We start from the raw sequence: 21,028 nt of genomic DNA on the forward strand, positions 1-21,028 counted from the left end.
AGGAGTTTGCAAAACGCGTGTTCATCGTGGTGACGATGGTTACATCGCTTCCGGAATTCACGAGTGTGGAGGGTGCGAATCCGGCCAGCGGACGGTGCTTTCCAACTGCTGTGCGACGGCGAGAATCGTCGGTTCACCACCGCTGCGCCCGACCAGTTGGACGCTCAGGGGGAGTCCGCGTTCGGAGAACCCGGCGGGCACAGCGGCCGCCGGGTTGCCGCAGACATTCCAGATCGAACAGTAGGCGGCGATCGGCAACGCCTTGCGGACTGCTGACAGAAGGCCGGTTCCTTCGAGTTGTCCGATCGGGCGTGGCAGCGCGGGCGTGGTCGGCATCAGGACCAGGTCGAAGGTGTCGAAGACCTGGTTGACCGTCGCTGCGATTCGCTCACCTTTGCGGTAAGCGAATTTCCCGACGCGCGCGGGAGCGGCTATCCGGCCGATGGACGCGAGTGCGCGCGTGCGCTTTTCGAGGAGCGCCGGATGATCGACGCGCAGTGCTTCGTCGCGGACGCCGCCGAGTACCTGCGGGAGAAATGCTGCAGTTGCGTCCGGGTACTCGGGGTCGTGTTCTTCGACGTGATGTCCCAACGCGCTCAACATCTCTGCGATCGAATGCACCGCGGCAACGACCTCCGGGGACGGGCGGACGCGCCGGACCGGACTCCGGGTGGACACTGCAATGCGAAGCGGCCCGGGCGCCGACGCGGCTGACTCGGCAAAGCTGGTGCGGAGCGTTTCGGCTGTGTAGTCGTCGGTCCCGGTGGTACCGGTGATCGCGTCGTACACGAGCGCGCTGTCCTCGACGGAACGAGTGAGAGGGCCTAGCGTGCCGAGTCCGCGCCAGAGGTTGCGGTTCGGCGCGGTGCTCACCCGACCGCGCTGCGGTTTGAGTCCGAACAACCCGCAGAACGCCGAAGGCAGTCGGATGGAACCGCCGCCGTCGCCACCGATTGCCGCTGCGACCATGCCTGACGCGACGGCCGACGCAGATCCTCCGCTCGATCCGCCCGTGGATACGCCGGTGTCCCAAGGGTTTCTGGTGTAGCCGTTTGCAGCAGTCTCCGTGAAGGGCCAGATGCCGAACTCGGGCATCGTCGTCTTGCCGACGATCACCGCGCCGGCCTCGCGCAACCGCCGGACGACCTCTGAATCGGCCGATGCGATGCGAGTTGCTGCCGCACCGCCGTACGTCGTCGGCGTTCCGGCGACGTCGTTCTCGTCTTTGATCGCGATCGGAACTCCGTGCAGTGGGCCCAGGCTGTGGCCGTCGGCCTGGCGCTGATCGAGACGTGTCGCTTCGTCGAGCGCTTCGTCTGCGAGAACTCGCACAAAAGCATTGAGCGTCGAATCGAGGCGTTCGATACGGCGAAGTGTGTTCTCGGTGAGCTCGCGGGCCGATAATTCTCCGGACCGGATCAGAGCGGCCTGACCCGCAACCCCGGCAAATGCCAGCTCGCTGCCCGGTGTGGTTTCGCGCTCGGTCATCAATCCTCCAGGCCGTGGTTCCGATAACTGTGAAGTCTATTCACCACAACCTGTCCACCACGACACAAAGAAAAATCCCCACCTTCCGAAGAAGGTGGGGACCTTTGCAAGTGCGCCCACAGGGACTCGAACCCCGGACCCAGTGATTAAGAGTCACTTGCTCTACCAACTGAGCTATAGGCGCTCGCTCTTGCGAGACAGAACATTAGCCGAATCGCCGGTTCGGGAGCAAATCGCCAGGTGAAGGCGTCACCGCTGTAGTCCGATCGGAGGAAATCCGCTGAAAGCGGTAACAAAACGGACGGTTCGGAGCGATTGATACTTGAACGTTACTGACGGCGTGGCCTTTCATGACCGTTGGTAACGAGCGCGCCTGGCATCATTGGTGCAGCGCAGTCATACCGCAAGTCCCACTTGCCTTCCGGTAAGTGGGATTCGCATGTGACGCGGAAGTTAGTCGGAGAAATTGTGAAGCGGAGTCGAACGATGAGTCGTCAAAGGTGGGGTCTGTCCGTGCGCGGGGGGAACGGTCGAGCGTCGAAGGGCGCGGCGATGATCGCGGCGTCTCTCGGTGCTCTCGTTCTGATGACCGCGTGCACGTCGGGCGGCAAGGACGTCAGTACCGAAGGGTCGGCGCCGATCGATTCCAATCCGCTCACCGAACTCATCAAGCCGAAACTCAGCTCGACCGCTGCCGACGGCGCTGTCGGCTTCTCGCCGGGCGACCCGGTCAAGATCAACGTCGCTGACGGCGCTCTGTCCGACGTGACGATGGTCAATCAGGACGGCAAGGCAGTTGCCGGCGCGATTGCTGCCGACGGTGCGTCGTGGACCACCACCGAGCCACTCGGCTACAACCGCAAGTACAAAATCGAGGCCCGCGCATTCGGATTGGGTGGCGCCAGTACGACGGTCACGTCCTTCACCACCAGCGCGCCCGGCAACGTCACCAAGCCGTATGTCTTGCCCAACGAGGGTGACGTGGTCGGCATCGGTCAGCCCATCGCGGTGCAGTTCGACGAGAACATCCCCGATCGCAAGGCTGCCGAAGCTGCGATCACCGTCACCACGACTCCGGCCGTCGAAGGTGCGTTCTACTGGGTCAACAATCGTGAGGTCCGTTGGCGTCCGGAGAACTACTGGGCACCGGGCACCAAGGTCGACGTGAGCGTCAACGTGTACGGGCGCAATCTCGGCAAGGGAGTCTTCGGGCAGGAAGACGCGAAGAGTTCCTTCACCATCGGTGATGCCGTCATCGCCACGGCGGACGACAACACCAAGCAGGTCACTTTCCAGGTCAACGGTGAGACTGTCATGACCATGCCCACCTCCATGGGCAAGGACAGCACTCCTACCGACAACGGCGTCTACATCATCGGTGACCGCTTCGCGAACATGATCATGGACTCGTCCACGTACGGCGTCCCGGTCACCTCGGCGCAGGGTTACAAGACCCCCGTCGACTGGGCGACCCGAATGTCCTACAGCGGTATCTTCTTCCACTCGGCGCCGTGGTCGGTCGGGCAGCAGGGCTACTCCAACACCAGTCACGGCTGCCTCAACCTGAGCCCGTCCAACGCCAAGTGGGTCTACGACAACACCAAGCGTGGGGACATCGTCGTCGTCAAGAACACCGTCGGCGGCACTCTCTCCGGCACCGACGGCCTCGGTGACTGGAACATCCCCTGGAGCGTCTGGAAGACCGGCAACGCGGACGTCTGAGTGCGTTCCTGAAGCGCTGAACGCCAGAATGCCCCCGACCGTCCGGTTGGGGGCATTTCTGCATCTGCACACCTTTTGTGAGCGAAAGTGCCTCTCGGTCTATCTGAGGCGACGGGAGGTACGTTCGCTCGGTGTCAGCGTCGACCGAACGCGTCCACTCCGGTCATCTCAGCGGACAGTGCCCACAATCTGCGTGCGTCGGCGGGATCGGTAGCCCAAGGTTTCACTCCGCCGACGCTCATGTCATCAGTCTGCGCGACGTCCGCGATGTTGCAGTCCTGGAGATACGCGCCGGAGTGATCGGCGAGTATCGGTGCCGTCGCTGCCCACACCGTTGTAGCGGCGCCCTGGGAGGGAGTCTTGAACCCCGGCACGGCGTCGCCATTCGGCGTCGTCCATCCGAGATCGTGTTTCTCCGATGCAGAGAAGTGACGTTGAAGGGGAGTGAGGATGCTCCCGGGATGGACGGAGAACGCACTGATACCGCGTGAAGCACCGGAGCTCGCCAGCTGTACAGCGAATAGAGCATTGGCAGTCTTGGCTTGACCGTACGCAAGCCAGCGGTCGTAACCGTTGCGGAAATGTATGTCATTCCAACGCACTCCCGACAGAAAATGTCCCGCCGACGAGACCGCTACGACGCGAGAGCCGTTTGCGGGCATGGCTGGCACAAGCAGGTTCACCAGTACAAAGTGCCCGAGGTGATTGATCGCGAATTGTGATTCCCAGCCGGAGCCGACACGGAGTTCCGGGCAGGCCATGACCCCCGCATTGCAGATGATGATGTCCGGAGTGATCCGGGATTCGAGAATTTCTCGCGCACACGATCTGACACTGCTCGGGTCCGACAGGTCGCACGCTCGCACTTCGATACCCGGAAGGTCGGCCACCGCGCTCCGTGCCTGTTCTGGTCGGCGGGCAAGAACTACAACTCGCGCCCCGACCGAAGAAAGTGACTGCGAAACCTCATATCCCAGTCCGGAGTACCCGCCAGTGACCAAAACCGTAGTGCCCGTTAAATCTTGTCCGGCAAGTACGTCGTCGGCAGTGGAGACTCGGGAGAATCCGGTGTTGATTTTGCGCTGGATGGAATTCATGACTGCGACCGTAAAATCTGGAGTGCACTCCAGGTCAAGGAAAGGTCGCCAGGCAATGCGCGAACTGTCAATCGGTGACGTCGCTGTCCAGACCGGAATCAGTATCGATTCCCTTCGATACTTCGAACGTGAGGAATTGCTCGTTCACGAGGTGGCGCGCTCGGCAGGTGGGCGTCGGGTCTACTCCGAAAGCGATGTCTCTTGGTTGAAGCTGTGCAATCGCTTCCGAGACTCGGGTATGCCGATCGCCACGATCCGCGAATTCGCCGCTCTCGTCAGGTCAGGGCCGGGAAACGAGAAAGAGCGGCTTTCACTTTTACAGTCGCATGAGGAGTTGATTCGATCCAGGATCGCTGCGATGCAGGAAAACCTGAACGTCATCCACGACAAGGTTTCGGCGTACGAGCGACATGTTCGCGAGGGGACCGTCGTAGGTGTCTGGGAGCCGGAACCGTCGCCCGAGTGATCGACGGCTGGGCCAATTGCGGCGAATTCCAGCTACCCCGATGTGAGCGAAAGTGGCTTTCGGTCTATCTGAAGCGACCAGAGATACGTTCGCTCAGCTCGGGCACGGGTTGCTCGGGAGCGCGCGATTTGTCGCGGTCGCCACCCCACCCACTTCGGGTGAACGTATCGCTGCCCCCGTCAGAGAAGGGGAGCGATACGTTCACCCGGCTGTGGAAGGGGAGATTGGGGCTGGCGCACAAACCAAAAGAACCCCCGAAAATGTCTTTCGACACCTTCGGGGGTTCCGCTTGGGTGAGCGACGGGACTCGAACCCGCGACAGCCAGGATCACAACCTGGTGCTCTACCAACTGAACTACGCCCACCATTGCCTCGGCCACCGGTTTGACCCGGCTGCTTTGACGAAAGAGATACTAGCGCGAAAGTCGGTCAGGAAGCCAATCGGCAGGTCAGGCGGGACCCAAGCCCTCTACGACGGCTGCAATCTCCGCGCTCGACGGTCCGGGCGCCGCGACGAATGCAGTGCCGCGGTAGTACTTGAGTTCGCGGATGGATTCCTTGATGTCGGCGAGTGCCCGGTGGGCGAGACCTTTTTCGGGCTGGCCGAAGTAGATTCGCGGGTACCAGCGGCGGGAGAGTTCTTTGATGGAGCTGACGTCGATCATCCGGTAGTGCAGGTATGTGTCCAGTGCCGTCATGTCCCGTGAGATGAATCCGCGGTCGGTGGCGATTGAATTACCCGCCAAGGGAGCCGTACCGGCGACGGGAACGTGCTTGCGGATGTACGCGAGCACCTCTTTCTCCGCCTCGGCGAGGGTGACCGTCGACTTACGAACCTCTTCGGTCAGTCCCGACTTTGCGTGCATCTTCTTCACGACGTCGGGCATTGCAGCCAACGCGTCGTCGTCGGCGTGGATGACGATGTCCACACCTTCGCCCAAGATGTTCAAGTCGCTGTCGGTCACCAGAGCCGCAATCTCGATGAGTTTGTCCGACTCGAGTCGCAGCCCGGTCATTTCACAATCGATCCATACCAATTTGTCCTGCACCAGGAACACAGTAGTGTGCGCGGGCGCGGGATAAGGTCTGCGGTGGAAACTCGACGTGTGTGAGACGGCGTTCGGGTGATGACAAGAACTTCGCCGCATTGCAACGAGGAGGGCTTTTCGATGACCGTGGATCCGAAGGACGGAGCAGCGCCGCCGACGCCGGCGGAGAAGGCGAAAGCTGCCAAGGCTGCCGCTGCCGAAGCCGCTCGGATTGCAGCTGAAGCCGCTGCAGCAGCTGAGGAAGCAGAGAAGGAAGCGGCTGCCGCCGAGGCCGAAGCATCGGCCGGAGCCACCCCCGCTGCTCAGGTGCCCTCGGGTGCTGCCGCTGAAATCGCGGCGGGCTATTCATCCGAGGGGCGGGCACTCGAGCTCGGCTCGGTGGTGATCGACGGTGTGGCAGATCCCACCGCACGGGTGCGGATTCCGTTGGCGACGATCAACCGTCACGGTCTGATCGCCGGTGCGACGGGTACCGGCAAGACCAAGACGTTGCAGGGCATCGCCGAGCAGCTGTCCGCCGCGGGTGTGCCGGTTGTGATGGCCGACGTCAAGGGCGATCTCTCGGGTCTGTCGAAGGCGGGGGATCCGAGCGAGAAGATGAAGGCTCGCGCAGTCGAGACGGGCGACGATTCGTGGACTCCCGCTGGGATGCCAGTCGAGTTCTTGTCGTTGGGAACGGACGGAATCGGTATCCCGGTGCGCGCGACCATCACCAGTTTCGGGCCGATCCTGCTCAGTAAAGTGTTGGGCCTCAACGAGACCCAGGAGTCGACTCTAGGGCTGATCTTCCACTGGGCCGACACTCAGGGCCTGGCCCTGCTGGACCTCAAGGATCTGCGTTCGGTCATCGCGCACCTGACGAGCGCTGAGGGCAAGGCCGATCTGAAGGGTATCGGCGGAGTTTCCTCGGCGACGGCGGGAGTGATTCTGCGCGCGTTGGTCAACCTCGAAGCAGATGGTGGTGACACCTTCTTCGGTGAACCGGAACTCGAAACCGAGGATCTGCTGCGTGTCGTCGGCGGTGCCGGTGTGATCACGCTGTTCGAACTCGGTGCCCAGGCGGCGCGCCCGGCAATGTTCTCCACCTTCCTGATGTGGGTGCTCGCGGACCTGTTCCAGACGCTGCCCGAAGAGGGAGATCTGGACAAGCCGAAGCTCGTGTTCATCTTCGACGAGGCGCACCTTCTGTTCGCGGACGCGTCGAAGGCCTTCCTTCAGCAGGTGGAACAGACGGTCAAGCTCATTCGTTCCAAGGGCGTCGGTGTGTTCTTCTGCACGCAACTTCCGACCGACATTCCGAATTCGGTGCTGTCACAGTTGGGTGCGCGGGTTCAGCACGCCCTGCGTGCCTTCACGCCCGACGATCAGAAAGCCCTCAACAAGACCGTCCGCACGTACCCGAAAACCGAGCACTACGACCTGGAAAAGGCACTGACTTCACTCGGCATCGGTGAAGCCATCGTGACCGTACTCTCGGAAAAGGGTGCGCCGACGCCGGTGGCCTGGACCAAGATTCGTCCGCCGAGGTCGCTGATGGACACCATCGGCAACGACGCGATCAAGGCGGCCGCGTCGTCGAGTCCGCTGAATCAGAAGTACGGCCAGACCATCGACCGCGAGTCGGCGTACGAGAAGCTGACGGCCAAGGTGGCCGGTGCTCCGACAGCGGATCAGTCCCTGGATCTTCCGTCGCTGCCCGATCTGCCGCCACCGCCGCCGGCCGAGCCGGAGGGCCCCAACATCGCCGAGCAGATCTTGGGCAACTCGGCTGTCAAGAGTTTCCTGCGCTCGGCGGCTTCGGCTGCGGGACGCGAGATTTCGCGAAACATCTTCGGCACCGGTAGTCGCCGCAGGCGCTGAGGCTCAGGCGCCCGCGAGGTCAGATGCCGACCTCGCGGGCCAGCAGGTCGTTGATCGATTCGCGCCTGATCAACGGCCGCGCAATCCCGCCCAGCACGGCGACGACCGGCGGCCGGCCGACGCTGTTGTAGGTGGAGGCCATGCTGTGGTGGTATGCGCCCGTACACGGCACTGCCAACAGGTCACCTTCATGTAGGTCGGCGGGAAGCCTTGCTCCGACGGCAATTTCGTCGCCCGATTCGCAGTGGCGCCCGGCGACGGTGACTTCCTGGAGCGGTGCGCGCGAATGTCGGTTCACCAGTTCGACGTCGTAGTGGCTGTCGTACAACGACACCCGAGGGTTGTCGCTCATCCCGCCGTCGACGGAGACGAAGGTTCGTCCCCCGCTGATCGACTTGATGTTCTGTACGCGATAGAGCGTGACTCCGGCCCGCGCAGCGATCGCTCGGCCAGGCTCGAGCACGATTTCGGGGCGAGGGAAGCGGTTTCGGGTGCACGCGTCGTCGAGAGTTTCGTCGATGACGTGAGCGAGGCGGGTCAGATCCAATTGGGCATCTCCCGGCACGTAGGCGATCCCATGGCCACCGCCGAGATCGAGTTCGGTGAGGATGATTCGATGCGTGCGTCGTATGTCGTCCATCTGTGCGATCATCGTCTCGATCGCGGGGCGGAAGAGTTCGGGATCGGTGATCTGGGAGCCGAGATGGCAATGCAGGCCGATGAGCTGCAGGTGCGTCGCGTTGGCGACGACGGATACCGTACGTTCCAGTTCTTCGGAAAACGCTGGTAGGCCGAACTTTTGGTCCACGATGCCCGTGGATACTGCCTTGTGTCCGTGTATGTCGATGCCGGGTGTGACTCTGACCAACACCTTCTGTCGGTGGGTGCACACCGACGCGAGCCGTACCGCTTCGCTGGGGGAGTCGAGGACGATCCGGCCGACACCCGCGTTGACCGCCGCCCTCAGTTCGGAAACCGATTTGGCATTGCCGTGCAGGATGATTCGATGGGGGTCCACGCCCGCGGCAAGCGCGACGGCGAGTTCACCGGCGGAACAGACATCCACCCCGAGTCCCTCGTCGGAGACCCAGGTAGCCATCGCTCGAATCATCAGTGCCTTGCCGGCGTACACGATCTCCGAGTCGGGGAAGATCTCTCGATACGTGCGGCAGCGGTGCCGCACGTCCGCCTCGTCGACGACGTACGTCGGTGTGCCGTACTGGTCCGCGATCTCTTCGAGGGAGACGTCGCCGATGCAGACACGCCCGCTGTGGTCGTGGCGAGTACTGATGGGCCACAACGCAGGATCCATACGCGGTGTCATTGCGCCGCGTAGGGAGGGGAAGATTTCGAGTAGCGTCACGTCGATCTCCTGAAGGTGACCCGCCGTGTTGCGGGCTACTTTCAGATCTACTCCCGAAGATCACCGGTGGGGCGGATCTTGACGCTTACTTGACGCGCCGCCGAACGAGGTTGACGCGGCTCTGACGGCCTCGGCACTGTGCCCGTGGACTCACTGTGCCCGCCGCCGCCTCCATCCGAACCAACCGAGCACCGCGAGCAATGCCACCGCGGCGCCTCCGCCGATGACCGTCGATCGGTCGGCGGACACACCAACGGACGGAGTTCCGCCGGCACTCGGGGCGTAACCGGCGCCGTACACGGACTCGACCGCCGCTTGGATGTCGAACCCGGTTTCGGTAGCCGGCCGCAGCTGTGCCCCTCGTGCTCGGCGTCGACGTCGTACGGCGCAGAAACGAACATCAGCTGCTCGGTGCCGAGCACGTTGCTTGTGCCACAACCGTTCCCGTTCGCGAGTGTCCCCACCGACGTCACCGATGCCAGATCGCCTTTGTAGACCCGGCTGACGTCGAACAGGTAGGTGTCCTCGAACCCGTCCGAAGTTTTCTCCGTCGGAGTCCCGAGGAAAACGGTGCTGGAGACGCTCACGGCTTCTTCCGGGGTAGCCGATGATGCGCACGAACATGCATTCGCTGCCGTGGGCAGCAGTAGGGGCAACCCTCCGGTCAAAAGAAGGATTGCCCCGACTGACAGTGTTCTTCGTATCGCCATTAACCGACTATATGGTCTGCTATGGCCTGCTCTGAGAAGTTTGAGTGAATCAGCCGCCGAGCTTCTTGTAGAACGTGCCCACGATCGGCGCAACGACGGCACGCGGGCTGTAACCGCCCGCGACGGACATCGCCTTGCTCAAGATGCCCGGTACGACGCGCATCTTGTTCTCGGCCAGGCCGTCGAGCGAGACCTTGGCGGTGTACTCGCTCGAGATCCAGAAGAAGTCCGGGACGAGCTTGTCGACGATCGACGCTTCGGCCGGGTCCGGGGTTTCGGTGCGTACGGGGCCTGGGGCGAGCAGGGTGACGTTCACTCCGGTGCCCTTGAGTTCACCTCGCAACGATTCCGCGAAGGTGTTCACGAACGCCTTGGTGGCGGCGTACGTCGCGTTGTTGGGGATCGGCATGTTTCCGGCCGCGGACCCGACCATCAGGATGGCTCCGGACTTGCGCGCGAGCATGCCCGGCAGCACGGCCAGCGTGAGATCGTGCACTGCAACGGCGTTGAGCTCGACCTGGTCGCGCTCGTATGCCGGGTCCAGCTCGGCGATCGGCCCGAAGGTGGCGATACCGGCGTTGTTGCACAGGATGCTGATGTCGCGGCCACCGAGTTCCTCGACCAGAACGGCACGCGCCGCGCTGTCGGAGAGGTCCGATGCACGGACCTCCACCTCAACGCCGTGCGCGGCGCGAAGCTTCTCGGCGAGGACCTCCATGACCTCGCCACGACGGGCAACGAGGATCAGGGAGTGTCCGCGTGATGCCAGATCAGCGGCCAGTGCCTCTCCGATGCCGGAGGAGGCGCCGGTCACTACGGCGCGGGCTGTGGTTGTGGGTGTCGGCAGGCTCACGATCAGTCAGCGTAGCCGGTCAGATCTTCGCGGCCAGTCGTGTGCCCTGTTCGATGGCACGCTTGGCGTCGAGTTCTCCAGCGACATCCGCGCCGCCGATGATGTGGGTCACCACACCCGCGACGGTCAGTTCGTCCACTAGATCGCGAACCGACTCCTGCCCGGCGCAGATGACGATGGTGTCGACCTCGAGAAGTCGGGGCTTCTCGTGCTTCTCACCGAAGGTGATGTGCAGGCCGGCGTCGTCGATGCGCTCGTAGTTGACGCCCGAGAGCTCGTGGACGCCCTTGTTCTTGAGGGCCGCCCGGTGGACCCAGCCGGTGGTCTTCGCGAGGCCGGCGCCGATGCGTCCTGGCTTGCGTTGGAGGAGGTAGACCTCCCGCTCGGAGAGCTCTGGTACCGGAGTGGTGAGAGCGCCCGGGGCCATTTCGGGTTCGGTGACGCCCCATTCCTGCTTCCACTCCTTGAGATGAAGAGTGGGGGAAGTGGGGTGCGTGAGGAATTCGCTCACGTCGACGCCGATGCCGCCGGCACCGATGACGGCGACGGACTTGCCGACGGGCTTGCCCTCTCGGACGACCTCGGCGTAGGTCAGCACCTTCGGGTTCTCGATGCCGGGGATCTTGGGAACCCGCGGCGTCACGCCGGTGGCAACCACCACTTCGTCGAAGGATCCGATGAGATCTGCTGGTGCGACGCGGGTTTCGAGCTTGACTGTCACTCCGGCCACGTCCAGCATGCGGGTGTAGTAGCGAATGGTTTCGGCGAACTCTTCCTTACCCGGAATGAGCTGTGCGATCCCGAACTGTCCGCCGATCTTGTCCGAGGCCTCGAACAACGTGACCGAATGACCACGCTGAGCAAGATTGAGTGCTGCGGAAAGTCCGGCAGGACCGGCGCCGACGACGGCGAGATTCTTGGTCCGCCGAGTGGGGGAGAGGATCAGCGTGGTCTCACGGCCCGCGCGCGGATTGAGCAGGCAGGAGACCTGCTTGTGAACGAAGGCGTGGTCGAGGCAGGCTTGGTTGCAGGCGATGCACGTGTTGATCTCGTCGGACGCTCCGCGCTCGGCCTTGTTCACCCAGTCGGGATCGGCGAGCATCGGCCTGGCCATCGAAATCAACTGCGCGTCACCGCGGTTGAGGATCTCTTCGGCAGTCTCGGGCATGTTGATCCGATTCGAGGCGGCTACCGGAATGTCGACGTGCTTCTCGAGCTTGCTCGTGATGTCCACGAAGGCTGCTCGGGGAACCGAGGTGACGATGGTGGGCACCCGTGACTCGTGCCATCCGATGTCGGTGTTGATGATCGTGGCGCCGGCAGCTTCGACTTCCTTTGCCAACGAGACGATTTCATCCCAGGTCTGACCGCCCTCGACCAGGTCTGCCATCGACAACCGGAACACGATGATGAAGTTCGGGCCGACGGCCTTGCGTGTGCGTCGCACGATTTCGACTGCCATGCGTCGACGGTTCTCGGAACTGCCGCCCCACTGGTCGGTGCGCTTGTTCGTGCGCTCGCAGAGGAACTGGTTGATGAAGTAGCCCTCACCGCCCATGATTTCGACGCCGTCGTAACCCGCGGACTTGGCCAGACGCGCGCAGCGAACGTAGTTCCGGATCTGCCAACGCACCCCACGGCCGGTCAGCTTGCGCGGACGGAACGGATTGATGGGCGCCTTGATCGACGACGCGGAGACACTGAACGGCTGGTAGCTGTAGCGGCCGGCGTGCAGGATCTGCATGGCGATCTTTCCACCCGCGTCGTGAACCGCCTTGGTGATCCGGCGGTGACGGCGCGCTTCGATGCGGTTGGTCAGCTTGGCACCGAAGGGTAAGAGCCAACCGGTGCGGTTGGGCGCGTAGCCGCCGGTGATGATCAAGCCGACTCCGCCACGGGCACGTTCGGCGAAGTACTCGGCCAAGCGGTCGGTGTCCTTCGCGCGATCTTCGAGGCCGGTGTGGATCGATCCCATGACGACGCGGTTCTTCAGCGTCGTGAATCCGAGGTCGAGCGGTTCGAGCAGGCGGGGGAACTGTGTATCCGTCATGACTGAAGATGTCCTTCCGTGGCGTACTCGCCAGTGTCTTCGGTGGCGTACTCGCCAGTGTCTTCGGTGGCGTACTCGCCAGTGGGCAGTGCGTCCAGAACTTCCTGGCACCAGTCGGTGAATCCTTCCTCGACGCGGATGCCGCCGCGAAGTACGAGGTACTGGTGCAGTGAAGAGCCGGAAAGCGCTGCTGGATTGGGGAAGTCACGCTTTTCGATGAGTCGGTAGACGTCGAGGCGGGCGGCGTGGCCGTCGCGGTGGCGAGCGACTTCGCGTCGTAGAGCGGGGAGATCGGCGTGCGCAGCGGCCCTGATCTTGATGGCCAACTCGTTGCGCAGGTGGTTCGGTTCGGACGGCTCTGCGATCCATCGGGTCAGTTCGGCGCGGCCGGCATCGCTGACGCGGTACATTTTCTTGTCCGGTCGGCCGTCCTGCGCGATGGCCTCCACCTCCACCCAGCCTGCCTCGTCCATTCGCTTGAGGACTCGGTAGATCTGCTGGTGCGTCGCGCTGTGGAAGAAGCCGATCGACTTGTCGAACCGGCGTGTGAGGTCGTATCCCGACGCATCCTGTTCGGACAGGGAGACGAGCAACGCATGTTCGAGTGCCATGGAAAAAGTATCTATGCACTCAGGTGCGTATGCAACTAAGTGCGTACTAACTCGGGTGCATAGAGCGTCTTGTATGTCGACTTCGGAGAGAGGCGCCGAGTCGCCCGCGCGCAGTTAGGCTTCGCCGTATGAGCGCCGAGTCCACGAGCACGCAGGCAGAGCCACCCGCAGGCATCGGCGGTGCGGCCACGAAGAGTCAAGTGTTCGCATGGGGGCTGTGGGATTGGGGATCGGCCGCATTCAACGCAGTGATCCTCACGTTCGTCTTCTCGGTTTATCTCACCGACGCGGTCGGTGACGACCTTCCCGGCACGATTTCGGCAACTACGTGGCTCAGCTGGGCACTCGGAATCGCCGGCTTCTTCATCGCGATTCTCGCTCCGATCACCGGACAACGTTTCGATGCGTCGGGTAAACGTAAACTCTCGCTCGCGATACTGACCGGCATCACCGTGCTCTCGATGGCGGGCCTCTACTTCGTCGAAGACAACTACCGCTATCTGTGGCTCGGATTGGTTCTGCTCGCAATCGGTTCGGTGATCTTCGAACTGGCCGGCGTTCCCTACAACGCCATGATGCGGCAGGTGTCGACACCGGAGAATCTGGGTAGAGTCTCCGGCTTCGGCTGGGCCATGGGATATTTCGGCGGAATCGTGCTGCTGTTGCTGTGCTACTTCGGGTTCATCGTCGGCGACGGCGACACTCGGGGATTCCTCGGATTGACCACCGACGGCGGCATGAACATCCGGATGGTGGCACTGCTGGCTGCAGTGTGGTTCGCGGTCTTCGCGATTCCGGTGTTCTTCAAGGTTCCCGAGTTGCCCAGCCCCGCGGTCGATCCGGGAGCGTCCAAGGCCGGGTTCCTCGACTCCTATCGGGTGTTGTGGCGCGATCTGCGCGAACTCTGGAACGTCGACAGGCGCACGATCTGGTACCTGATCGCGAGCGCGCTCTTTCGTGACGGTCTCGCGGGCGTGTTCACCTTCGGAGCCGTGCTGGCTGTCAACGTCTACGGAATCAGTGCGGCCGACGTGCTGTTGTTCGGTGTTGCGGCCAACGTGATTTCCGCAATCGGTGCATTGGTGGCCGGACGTTTCGACGATCGGATCGGACCGAAACAGGTCATCACCGTCTCGCTGGCGTCGATGATCGTGGTCGGCGCGATCCTGATCGCGGTGTCAGGGCCGGTGATGTTCTGGATCTTCGGTCTCGCGCTCTGCCTCTTCGTCGGGCCCGCTCAGTCTTCGGCACGAACCTTCCTGGCGCGCATCACCCCGCCTGGTCGTGAAGGTCAGATGTTCGACCTGTATGCGACCACAGGCCGAGCAGTGTCGTTTTTGGCACCGACACTGTTCGGCCTGTTCGCATGGCTCTTCGGTGCAGACCGTGCCGGCATCATCGGACTGCTGGTGGTTCTCGGCGTCGGCCTTGCCGCATTGTCGATGGTGAAGGCGCCGGAAGGGGACAGTGCGCTTCCCGTCAATCCTTGAAGTAGACCAACTGGTGTGTCGTAGCGAGCAATGCGCCGTCACTGCCCCAAATTTCGGCCGACTGATCGAAGTACCCGTTGCCGAACCGTTGGGTCCGCGCGGTTCCCAGCACGGAATTGTCTGCCTGTTCGGTCAGCGTCTGAGCGTCGGCGTGGAAGTAGATGGTCATCGAGACCGTCCCAGCCGGAGCCATCTTGCCTCGGCGCAAGAAAACTCGTGGGAAGAAGACATCGCACAGTGCGGTCAGCGACGTGAAGTCGAGAGCGCGTGCCGGTTGATCGCGCACCCAGAGCGTCGTTGTCGAGTCGGGATGCTCGCCCGACTCCAGGTCGGGGATCGCACCCTCGACAAAGCGCATCTCGTAGTTCTGTGCCCAGGCGATGAACTCGGGGAACGGCAGCAGCGTAACGTCTTCGGCCGACGGAACTTCCGGCATCGTGATCTCGGTAGACGACCAGGTTTCACGCCTGGTACCGAACACTGCCGTCGCGGTAGTGGCGACGGTTCCGTCCTGAGAAAGTTCGATGGACCAGTGTTGCGTCGAGCGGTTGGTGCGCACCGGCCGGGCGGAGATCTCGAAGGCGCCCTCGGTGATCGGACCGGCAAAGTTGACGGTCAACGACAGCGGATCGCCGAGGCGTTCGGGGTGCTTCAGTACAGATTCGAGCAACGTGGCAGCGGTGACGCCGCCGAACGGCCCGACCATGTTGTTGTACGCCGGATTGGTCTCGCCGGTCGACAAGCCGGCGGTGAGTGGCGTCAATCCGACAGCAGCGTCGAAAGGATGGGGTGGTGCAACGGTCTCGGTCATCGCAGAACTCCTGGTGATGGAATCAATTCGGCTCTATGTATGACAACATACATAGAGCCGAATTCGTCGCGGCGATCAGGATCCTGCACGTGCGAGGATCGCCTCGGCCAACTCTTCGGCTCGCTCTTCCGGAATCCAGTGACTTCCGCCGTCGAGCACGACGAACTCGTAGGGAGCGTCCACGAATTCACCACAGCGTTCTGCGCCTGCGCGGCCGAGCGCTGTGTCGCCGGTGCTCCAGACATACGTGGTCGGCACGGTGGTGCGATCGATGTCGCCGAAGTCGCGGGTCATCGCGCGGTACCAGTTCAAGGCGCCGGTCAGCGCGCCCTCCCCGCTCAGGACACGAATGTGCTCGTCGGCGAATTCAGGATCGATCTGGCCGTCGAACATGGCGCGCAGCCGGCGAAAGTTGTCCTCCGACAACACTTCCTCGGCTTTGCCCTCCTGTCGGAGAAGTCCGATGTACGACGAGCGTTGTTTTTGGTCCTCGTCCTCGCGGAGTGCCCAGCCGAAGGCGGTGGGGTGGGGGACCGAGATCGCGGTCAGACTGCGGATCCGGTTCGGATGGCGACCGGCGACCTGCCAGGCGACCGCCGAACCCCAGTCGTGGCCGACCAGATGCGCGTCGGACAGGCCGAGTGCGTCGAGCAATCCGACGACGTCGGCTACCAGGTGCTCGATCTTGTAGGCATCCACCCCTTCGGGGCGTGCGCCGGCGGAGTAACCGCGCTGATTCGGTGCGATAACGCGGTAGCCCGCTGCGGTGAGCAGTGGTGTGACCTTGCCCCAGGATGCGGCGCTCTCCGGGAAGCCGTGCAGCGCTACCAGCGGAATGCCGTCGTCCGGGCCCGAGATCAGTACGTCGAAGGTGAGGTCGCCAACGGGGATTTCGTATGTACTCGTGGAAGACATGACTCTCACCGTACGTCGAAAAGGTGAACCCGAGGTCAGTTTCGAGGTGGATTCCAGGTGGCCATTCCGAGCATGATGACTCGCAGTTGCTTCTCGGCTCGTGTGATGACGGCGGCTTCGTCGCGATACCCGGCCGTCCCGGCGTCCAGCAGTTCGACGACAGCGCTGAACATCGTCGAGACGATCAGGTCGGCAGCCATTTCCAGATCGTCCGTCGACCAGCTTTCCAGTCCGGCAATTCTGGAGAGGTCGATGGTCAGTTCGCTGACGAACAACCGCATTTCGGTGGCTATCGCACGTCGTACCTCACTGACGCCGCTGTAGCGTTCGCGGCAGAGGAAGCGAAACTGTCGCTCGTGTGTATGCACTTGTCGCACAAGGATGCCCAGTGACGTAGCGGCGTCCTTGGTGCTGGGATTACGCCTTGCGTCGCGCAGCATCTGGCGCAACATGCGCATGCTCTCTTCGACGAGGACGACACCGACGTCCTCCAGTGAAGCGAAGTGGCGGTAGAACGCCGTCGGAACGATCCCGGCTTCCCTGGCTACCTCTCGCAGGCTGATTCCGGCGAAGCCGCGATCGGCCGAGAGGTCCATGGCAGTGTCCAGGAGTGCTTGGCGTGTGCGTTCCTTCTTTGCGGCACGACTTTCCGGCTCCCTGTTGTCGGGTTCCCTGCGCTCTGGGTTCACCGGTCCGGCCTTCGTCACGACGTCGAGTGTAGGTACAGGCATTCCGGCTCCTTTCGGCAACTCGTGTAACTCGGATCACATTCTTGTTGACATGTACTTGTGTGCACCTGTCACACTATCTTCGGTGAACATTTGTACACTGAATTCACGCAGTCGGGGGAAGCTAGCCCAGCAATCGATACACCCGGCAATCGAAGTACGAGGAGGGTCATGACAATCGCATCTGCTCCTGAGAACACGACACCGAAGTCCACACCTCGGCGCGGGCTGTCCTTGGTGGGACTGATCGAAGCCATGGCCGCTCCACATCAGATCGATCGGTACCTCGAGTTGGTCAACCCGATGGCGACCGTTCGTGACATCCGCGCGCAGGTTGTCGCCGTCGACCATCCGACGGCTGACTCCGTCACTCTCACGCTGCGCCCGACTCGCCAGTGGCGCGGTTTTCAGGCGGGCCAGTTCGTGCAGTTGGGCGTGGTGATCGACGGTGTTCGTCACACTCGCTGCTACTCGCCGGCCGGGGGCGCGTCTACGCGCAGCGGGCTGATCGAGCTCACCGTCAAAGCGCATCCGGGTGGCTTGGTGTCGCAGTATCTGTACGCCAACGCAGCGCCCGGGCTCGTTGTCAGCCTCTCGCAGGCAGACGGGGTGTTCTCCCTTCCCGTCGACCGCCCGCGTCGGGTGTTGTTGATCAGTGGCGGCAGTGGAATCACCCCGGTCATGTCGATGCTTCGGACGCTGGTGGAGGAGCAGCACTCGGGCGAGATCGTGTTCGTGCATTACGCGAACACCGATGCCGACGTGGCGTACACGCGCGCGCTGAAGACCATCGCCGAGCAGAACCCGAACGTGAAACTGGTACTCGTGTACACCGAAAGCGGTGGAGGTGACCTCGAAGGTTTCTTCGATCGCGGGCACCTCGACGCGGTGGCTCCTTGGATCGCCGATCCGGACACGATCGACGCTCAGGCTTATCTCTGCGGACCTCCCGGACTGATGCGGGGAGTGCGTGAGGTGTTCCGTGAGGTCGACGTCGAGCACTTGCTCAACACCGAGGAGTTCGCGCCGGCGGTGGCCGAGCCGGGGGAGGCCGGCGGCGAGGTGTCATTCACCAAAAGTGGGGTGGCGGCCGAGAACTCCGGCGAAACACTTCTCGAACAAGCAGAAGCTGCGGGCCTCAATCCCGAGTACGGATGCCGGATGGGAATCTGCTTCTCCTGCACCTCCGTCAAGAAGGCGGGCCGTACCCGAAACGTGCGCACCGGTGAGACAGACGACGAGCCGGACAAGAAGATCCAGCTGTGCGTCAGTGCTCCCGTCGGCGACGTCACCGTCGACATCTGAAGTCCCATTTTCCACACGACTGTCTGGAGACCGACATGTTTGGACTTTCACTTCCCACCCTCCCGTTCCTCGGCAACGGTTCCGATGCGAAGGACGACGCTCCCGTCGTCCTGACGTACGAGCAGGTCGAGGAGATCGGCCGCGAGTTGGACGCATTGCGCGATCGCACCGTCGCCTCGCTCGGGGCGGAGGATCGGGAGTACATCTACAAGATCATCAAGGCTCAGCGCGGGTTCGAGGTCGCAGGTCGCGGCTTGATGTACCTCGGCTTCCTGCCTCCGGTGTGGCTCGCGGCAGTCGGTGCATTGAGCGTGTCCAAGATCCTCGACAACATGGAGATCGGCCACAACGTCATGCACGGTCAGTACGACTGGATGCGTGAACCAGGGCTCAATTCCGAAGTCTTCGAATGGGATACGGTGTGCCCGGCCGACCAGTGGCGTCACTCGCACAACTACATGCATCACACGTACACCAATATTCTCGGCAAAGACCGTGACATCGGATACGGCATCCTGCGTATCGACGACGCGCAGAAGTGGAACCCCTATTACCTCGGTAATCCGGTCTGGGCCTTCGCCTTGATGGTGCTCTTCGAGTGGGGCGTGATGATGCACGATCTCGAGATCGAGAACGTCATCCAGGGCAAACGCAAGTGGCACGACGTCAAGCCGCTCCTGAAGGGCTGGTGGAACAAGGCGGGCAAGCAAGTCCTCAAGGACTACGTCATCTTCCCGGTTCTCACGGGGCCGCTGTTCGTGACCACTCTCGCGGGGAATGTCACCGCCAACCTGGTCCGGAACGTGTGGACGTACTCGATCATCTTCTGTGGCCATTTCCCCACCGGTGTCCAGAGTTTCACCGAGGACGAGACGGCCGACGAGACTCGCGGGCAGTGGTACGTGCGTCAGATGCTCGGCAGCGCCAACATCGAGGGAAGCCCGCTCTTCCACATCATGTCCGGCAACCTCTCGCACCAGATCGAGCACCACCTGTTCCCGGACCTGCCTGCGCATCGTTATCCGGAACTCGCTCCCCAGGTGAAAGAATTGTGCGGGAAGTACGGTTTGCCGTACAACACCGGTGGGTTCTTCAAGCAGATCGGTTCGGTATGGGGCAAGATCTTCAAGCTCGCTCTTCCGCCCGGTTTGGTCAAGTCGACCACCCCTCCCGGTGTTATCGTCGAGCGCCAGCGAACTGCAGCCTGAGAGGCACACACTGATGGTCGGGAAATTCGAACGCCGCAAGGACACGGTCCAGGAACTGACCGAAAGTGCAGCCAACCACGTGGGCTCGATCGCGATGATCATCGCCGGGGCCGTTCGAGACGTGACGCGCGAGATCGGCGACTGGGTGTCCGACGGAATCGAGATGCGTGAAGCAGCGAAAAAGGCTGCAGCTGACGATCGTTCGGAGTCCGTGACCATCGAGCACGACGACAGCGATCCACCTGAAGACTGGCGTTGATTCACCGCGGCGGACGGCCTGATCGCGTAACCGCGAGCCGTCTCGCCTGAACGACCGCGTTGCCCTCCGTCACAGATGACGGAGGGCAACGCGGGTTTCGTGGACTGCCTCGGCGGCCGAAGACGCGGATCGAACGCCGATCACAAGTGAGGTCCTAAGCAGCGCTGCCGAGGCTCGCCGAGTCGAAGCTGCCGAGCCCGGTGCTACCGAGACCGCTGCTACCGACTCCGCCCAGTGCGAGTGCATTGCTGCTGCCCGCGCTCAGTAGCTGGACGATGATGTTGATGACGATGGGGTCGCCGGTGAGCGGAATTGTAGGCACAGGGGGACCTGCTTTCTGTTTCGAGATGTGGTGAGAAGGTGAGCGACGACGGGATCGTCGACGTGGTCAGGCGGGCTGTTTCAGCCACTTCCGGTGCTGCCGAGCGACACGATGGAGCCGTTGCCGAAGCCGAGTGCTCGGGAGAGTGAGCCGAAGTCGATGACCAGGCTGCCCAGGGTGTGCTGGTTTATCACGGTGGTTCCTGTCTGTGCCGCGACTGTGTGATGCGAGCGGGTAAGTCGATCAGGGAGCAGGCGTCGTGGGAGTTTCGCCGCCGCCGCCAATCGGAGAGTTGTCGGTGTAGAGGAAACTGCTGCCGGCGTTGAACATCTGTAGGACGGTGTTCAAAACGACGGCCAAAGCGCCTGTGGTTGGTGCGGCGATCATGTGCTTGCTCCTGGTTTCAGCGGTGGCGACGTGGTGGTCACCGTGGTCACCGCCATCACAGTGTCAGGCGGCTTGGAGCGGGCCCTGTGCGAGAGATTCTCTCGCACAGGGCCCGAGATTCGTCCTAGGAGACGCCGCCGCCATCCGTCGAGCCCGTGCCGGTGCTGCCCGCGTTGAAGAGCTGCAGGATGGTGTCGAAGAAGGCACCGAGGAGAGCGTTATCCTGGCCGTTGATCATGTGTTTCCCCTTAATTGTTACTGGTTTGCGCGGTGATTCGCACCACACTTTTATAGCCCGGTTCGGAGCGGAAAAGTGGGGTCCAGGCGCCACACG

Annotated in this window: 20 protein-coding genes and 2 tRNA genes; 7 read left to right on the plus strand and 15 right to left on the minus strand. The window is 62.6% G+C overall.

All coding sequences use genetic code 11. From position 1 onward, the window contains the following. Positions 1-57: 57 nt before the first annotated feature. Positions 58-1,488, minus strand: coding sequence for an amidase (locus ASU23_RS24420; RefSeq protein WP_058038874.1), 1,431 nt, complete (start codon positions 1,486-1,488; stop codon positions 58-60). 111 nt (positions 1,489-1,599) lie between these two features. Then, positions 1,600-1,672 (minus strand) — tRNA-Lys (locus ASU23_RS24425). 302 nt (positions 1,673-1,974) lie between these two features. On the opposite strand from ASU23_RS24425, the gene ASU23_RS24430 reads away from it, so the two are divergent. Further along, positions 1,975-3,210 carry an Ig-like domain-containing protein gene (locus ASU23_RS24430; RefSeq protein WP_058038875.1) on the plus strand — a complete coding sequence of 412 codons (1,236 nt, stop codon included), beginning with the start codon at positions 1,975-1,977 and terminating at the stop codon, positions 3,208-3,210. A gap of 134 nt (positions 3,211-3,344) precedes the next feature. Here ASU23_RS24430 and ASU23_RS24435 read toward each other — a convergent pair whose 3' ends face one another. Next, positions 3,345-4,307: an oxidoreductase gene (locus tag ASU23_RS24435; RefSeq protein WP_058038876.1), complete on the minus strand. Its 963-nt coding sequence runs from the start codon at positions 4,305-4,307 to the stop codon at positions 3,345-3,347. Between the two features lie 55 nt (positions 4,308-4,362). On the opposite strand from ASU23_RS24435, the gene ASU23_RS24440 reads away from it, so the two are divergent. Continuing rightward, a complete protein-coding gene (locus ASU23_RS24440; RefSeq protein WP_042923889.1) occupies positions 4,363-4,773 on the plus strand; it encodes a MerR family transcriptional regulator in 411 nt (136 codons plus the stop codon). Positions 4,774-5,065: 292 nt separating this feature from the next. Here ASU23_RS24440 and ASU23_RS24445 read toward each other — a convergent pair. After that, positions 5,066-5,138 (minus strand) — tRNA-His (locus ASU23_RS24445). Positions 5,139-5,222: 84 nt separating this feature from the next. Beyond that, entirely contained in the window at positions 5,223-5,822 is a 600-nt protein-coding gene (gene orn, locus ASU23_RS24450) for an oligoribonuclease (protein WP_024487359.1), read from the minus strand. 120 nt (positions 5,823-5,942) lie between these two features. On the opposite strand from orn, the gene ASU23_RS24455 reads away from it, so the two are divergent. Beyond that, positions 5,943-7,682 (plus strand): helicase HerA-like domain-containing protein, encoded by a 1,740-nt coding sequence (locus ASU23_RS24455; protein ID WP_058038877.1) that lies wholly within the window; start codon positions 5,943-5,945, stop codon positions 7,680-7,682. 19 nt (positions 7,683-7,701) lie between these two features. Here ASU23_RS24455 and lysA read toward each other — a convergent pair whose 3' ends face one another. The 5 genes from lysA to ASU23_RS24480 form a co-directional block, all read right to left on the minus strand. Next, positions 7,702-9,045, minus strand: coding sequence for a diaminopimelate decarboxylase (gene lysA, locus ASU23_RS24460; RefSeq protein WP_058038878.1), 1,344 nt, complete (start codon positions 9,043-9,045; stop codon positions 7,702-7,704). A 47-nt stretch (positions 9,046-9,092) separates the two neighbouring features. Beyond that, complete coding sequence (locus ASU23_RS24465) at positions 9,093-9,632, minus strand: hypothetical protein (RefSeq protein WP_253741462.1); 540 nt, start codon at positions 9,630-9,632, stop codon at positions 9,093-9,095. 172 nt (positions 9,633-9,804) lie between these two features. Beyond that, positions 9,805-10,608, minus strand: coding sequence for a mycolate reductase (gene cmrA / locus ASU23_RS24470; RefSeq protein ID WP_019749133.1), 804 nt, complete (start codon positions 10,606-10,608; stop codon positions 9,805-9,807). A 19-nt stretch (positions 10,609-10,627) separates the two neighbouring features. After that, positions 10,628-12,658 (minus strand): NADPH-dependent 2,4-dienoyl-CoA reductase, encoded by a 2,031-nt coding sequence (locus tag ASU23_RS24475; protein ID WP_007733329.1) that lies wholly within the window; start codon positions 12,656-12,658, stop codon positions 10,628-10,630. Then, on the minus strand, positions 12,655-13,269 hold the full coding sequence (locus ASU23_RS24480) for a PadR family transcriptional regulator (RefSeq protein ID WP_042923881.1): 615 nt from the start codon (positions 13,267-13,269) through the stop codon (positions 12,655-12,657). The genes ASU23_RS24475 and ASU23_RS24480 overlap by 4 nt, the downstream gene beginning before the upstream one ends. Positions 13,270-13,397: 128 nt before the next feature. On the opposite strand from ASU23_RS24480, the gene ASU23_RS24485 reads away from it, so the two are divergent. Further along, on the plus strand, positions 13,398-14,759 hold the full coding sequence (locus ASU23_RS24485; RefSeq protein ID WP_058038879.1) for an MFS transporter: 1,362 nt from the start codon (positions 13,398-13,400) through the stop codon (positions 14,757-14,759). On the opposite strand, the gene ASU23_RS24490 is transcribed toward ASU23_RS24485, so the two are convergent. The 3 genes from ASU23_RS24490 to ASU23_RS24500 all read right to left on the minus strand — a co-directional run bounded on the left by ASU23_RS24490 (position 14,749) and on the right by ASU23_RS24500 (position 17,216). Beyond that, positions 14,749-15,570 (minus strand): acyl-CoA thioesterase II, encoded by an 822-nt coding sequence (locus tag ASU23_RS24490; protein ID WP_007733332.1) that lies wholly within the window; start codon positions 15,568-15,570, stop codon positions 14,749-14,751. The genes ASU23_RS24485 and ASU23_RS24490 overlap by 11 nt on opposite strands. A gap of 75 nt (positions 15,571-15,645) precedes the next feature. Continuing rightward, the gene (locus ASU23_RS24495) at positions 15,646-16,485 is read right to left on the minus strand and encodes an alpha/beta fold hydrolase (RefSeq protein ID WP_003945355.1); all 840 of its coding nucleotides are present in this window, start codon (positions 16,483-16,485) and stop codon (positions 15,646-15,648) included. Between the two features lie 35 nt (positions 16,486-16,520). Next, positions 16,521-17,216, minus strand: coding sequence for a TetR family transcriptional regulator (locus ASU23_RS24500; RefSeq protein WP_007733333.1), 696 nt, complete (start codon positions 17,214-17,216; stop codon positions 16,521-16,523). A 168-nt stretch (positions 17,217-17,384) separates the two neighbouring features. Here ASU23_RS24500 and ASU23_RS24505 point away from each other — a divergent pair, with 168 nt between their 5' ends. From ASU23_RS24505 to ASU23_RS24515, 3 genes are read left to right on the plus strand one after another with little or no spacing between them, the layout of a single operon-like run. Further along, the gene (locus ASU23_RS24505; protein ID WP_050656813.1) at positions 17,385-18,518 is read left to right on the plus strand and encodes a ferredoxin reductase; all 1,134 of its coding nucleotides are present in this window, start codon (positions 17,385-17,387) and stop codon (positions 18,516-18,518) included. Positions 18,519-18,553: 35 nt separating this feature from the next. Next, entirely contained in the window at positions 18,554-19,726 is a 1,173-nt protein-coding gene (locus tag ASU23_RS24510) for an acyl-CoA desaturase (protein ID WP_003945297.1), read from the plus strand. A 13-nt stretch (positions 19,727-19,739) separates the two neighbouring features. Then, a complete protein-coding gene (locus ASU23_RS24515; RefSeq protein ID WP_003945295.1) occupies positions 19,740-19,985 on the plus strand; it encodes a hypothetical protein in 246 nt (81 codons plus the stop codon). A gap of 154 nt (positions 19,986-20,139) precedes the next feature. Here the strand turns inward: ASU23_RS24515 and ASU23_RS34325 are convergent, their stop codons facing one another. Together ASU23_RS34325 and ASU23_RS34330 are read right to left on the minus strand one after the other, a co-directional pair. Further along, the gene (locus tag ASU23_RS34325) at positions 20,140-20,307 is read right to left on the minus strand and encodes a hypothetical protein (RefSeq protein WP_003945367.1); all 168 of its coding nucleotides are present in this window, start codon (positions 20,305-20,307) and stop codon (positions 20,140-20,142) included. 243 nt (positions 20,308-20,550) lie between these two features. Next, a complete protein-coding gene (locus ASU23_RS34330) occupies positions 20,551-20,694 on the minus strand; it encodes a hypothetical protein (RefSeq protein ID WP_003945326.1) in 144 nt (47 codons plus the stop codon). Between the last annotated feature and the right edge of the window lie 334 nt (positions 20,695-21,028).

This window comes from Rhodococcus sp. KB6 (genome assembly GCF_001445685.1).
In the GTDB taxonomy this organism is placed as follows: domain Bacteria; phylum Actinomycetota; class Actinomycetes; order Mycobacteriales; family Mycobacteriaceae; genus Rhodococcus_F; species Rhodococcus_F qingshengii.

Excerpts from the sequence above, each read along its gene's own strand:
- ASU23_RS24435 (WP_058038876.1), bottom strand. The coding sequence starts at position 4,307 with ATGAATTCCATCCAGCGCAAAATCAACACCGGATTCTCCCGAGTCTCC.
- ASU23_RS24510 (WP_003945297.1), top strand. The coding sequence starts at position 18,554 with ATGTTTGGACTTTCACTTCCCACCCTCCCGTTCCTCGGCAACGGTTCC.
- ASU23_RS24420 (WP_058038874.1), bottom strand. The coding sequence starts at position 1,488 with ATGACCGAGCGCGAAACCACACCGGGCAGCGAGCTGGCATTTGCCGGG.
- ASU23_RS24485 (WP_058038879.1), top strand. The coding sequence starts at position 13,398 with ATGAGCGCCGAGTCCACGAGCACGCAGGCAGAGCCACCCGCAGGCATC.
- ASU23_RS24440 (WP_042923889.1), top strand. The coding sequence starts at position 4,363 with ATGCGCGAACTGTCAATCGGTGACGTCGCTGTCCAGACCGGAATCAGT.
- ASU23_RS24495 (WP_003945355.1), bottom strand. The coding sequence starts at position 16,485 with ATGTCTTCCACGAGTACATACGAAATCCCCGTTGGCGACCTCACCTTC.
- ASU23_RS24430 (WP_058038875.1), top strand. The coding sequence starts at position 1,975 with ATGAGTCGTCAAAGGTGGGGTCTGTCCGTGCGCGGGGGGAACGGTCGA.
- ASU23_RS24455 (WP_058038877.1), top strand. The coding sequence starts at position 5,943 with ATGACCGTGGATCCGAAGGACGGAGCAGCGCCGCCGACGCCGGCGGAG.
- ASU23_RS34330 (WP_003945326.1), bottom strand. The coding sequence starts at position 20,694 with ATGATCGCCGCACCAACCACAGGCGCTTTGGCCGTCGTTTTGAACACC.
- ASU23_RS24480 (WP_042923881.1), bottom strand. The coding sequence starts at position 13,269 with ATGGCACTCGAACATGCGTTGCTCGTCTCCCTGTCCGAACAGGATGCG.
- ASU23_RS24475 (WP_007733329.1), bottom strand. The coding sequence starts at position 12,658 with ATGACGGATACACAGTTCCCCCGCCTGCTCGAACCGCTCGACCTCGGA.
- ASU23_RS24515 (WP_003945295.1), top strand. The coding sequence starts at position 19,740 with ATGGTCGGGAAATTCGAACGCCGCAAGGACACGGTCCAGGAACTGACC.
- ASU23_RS24490 (WP_007733332.1), bottom strand. The coding sequence starts at position 15,570 with ATGACCGAGACCGTTGCACCACCCCATCCTTTCGACGCTGCTGTCGGA.
- ASU23_RS24500 (WP_007733333.1), bottom strand. The coding sequence starts at position 17,216 with ATGCCTGTACCTACACTCGACGTCGTGACGAAGGCCGGACCGGTGAAC.
- ASU23_RS24505 (WP_050656813.1), top strand. The coding sequence starts at position 17,385 with ATGACAATCGCATCTGCTCCTGAGAACACGACACCGAAGTCCACACCT.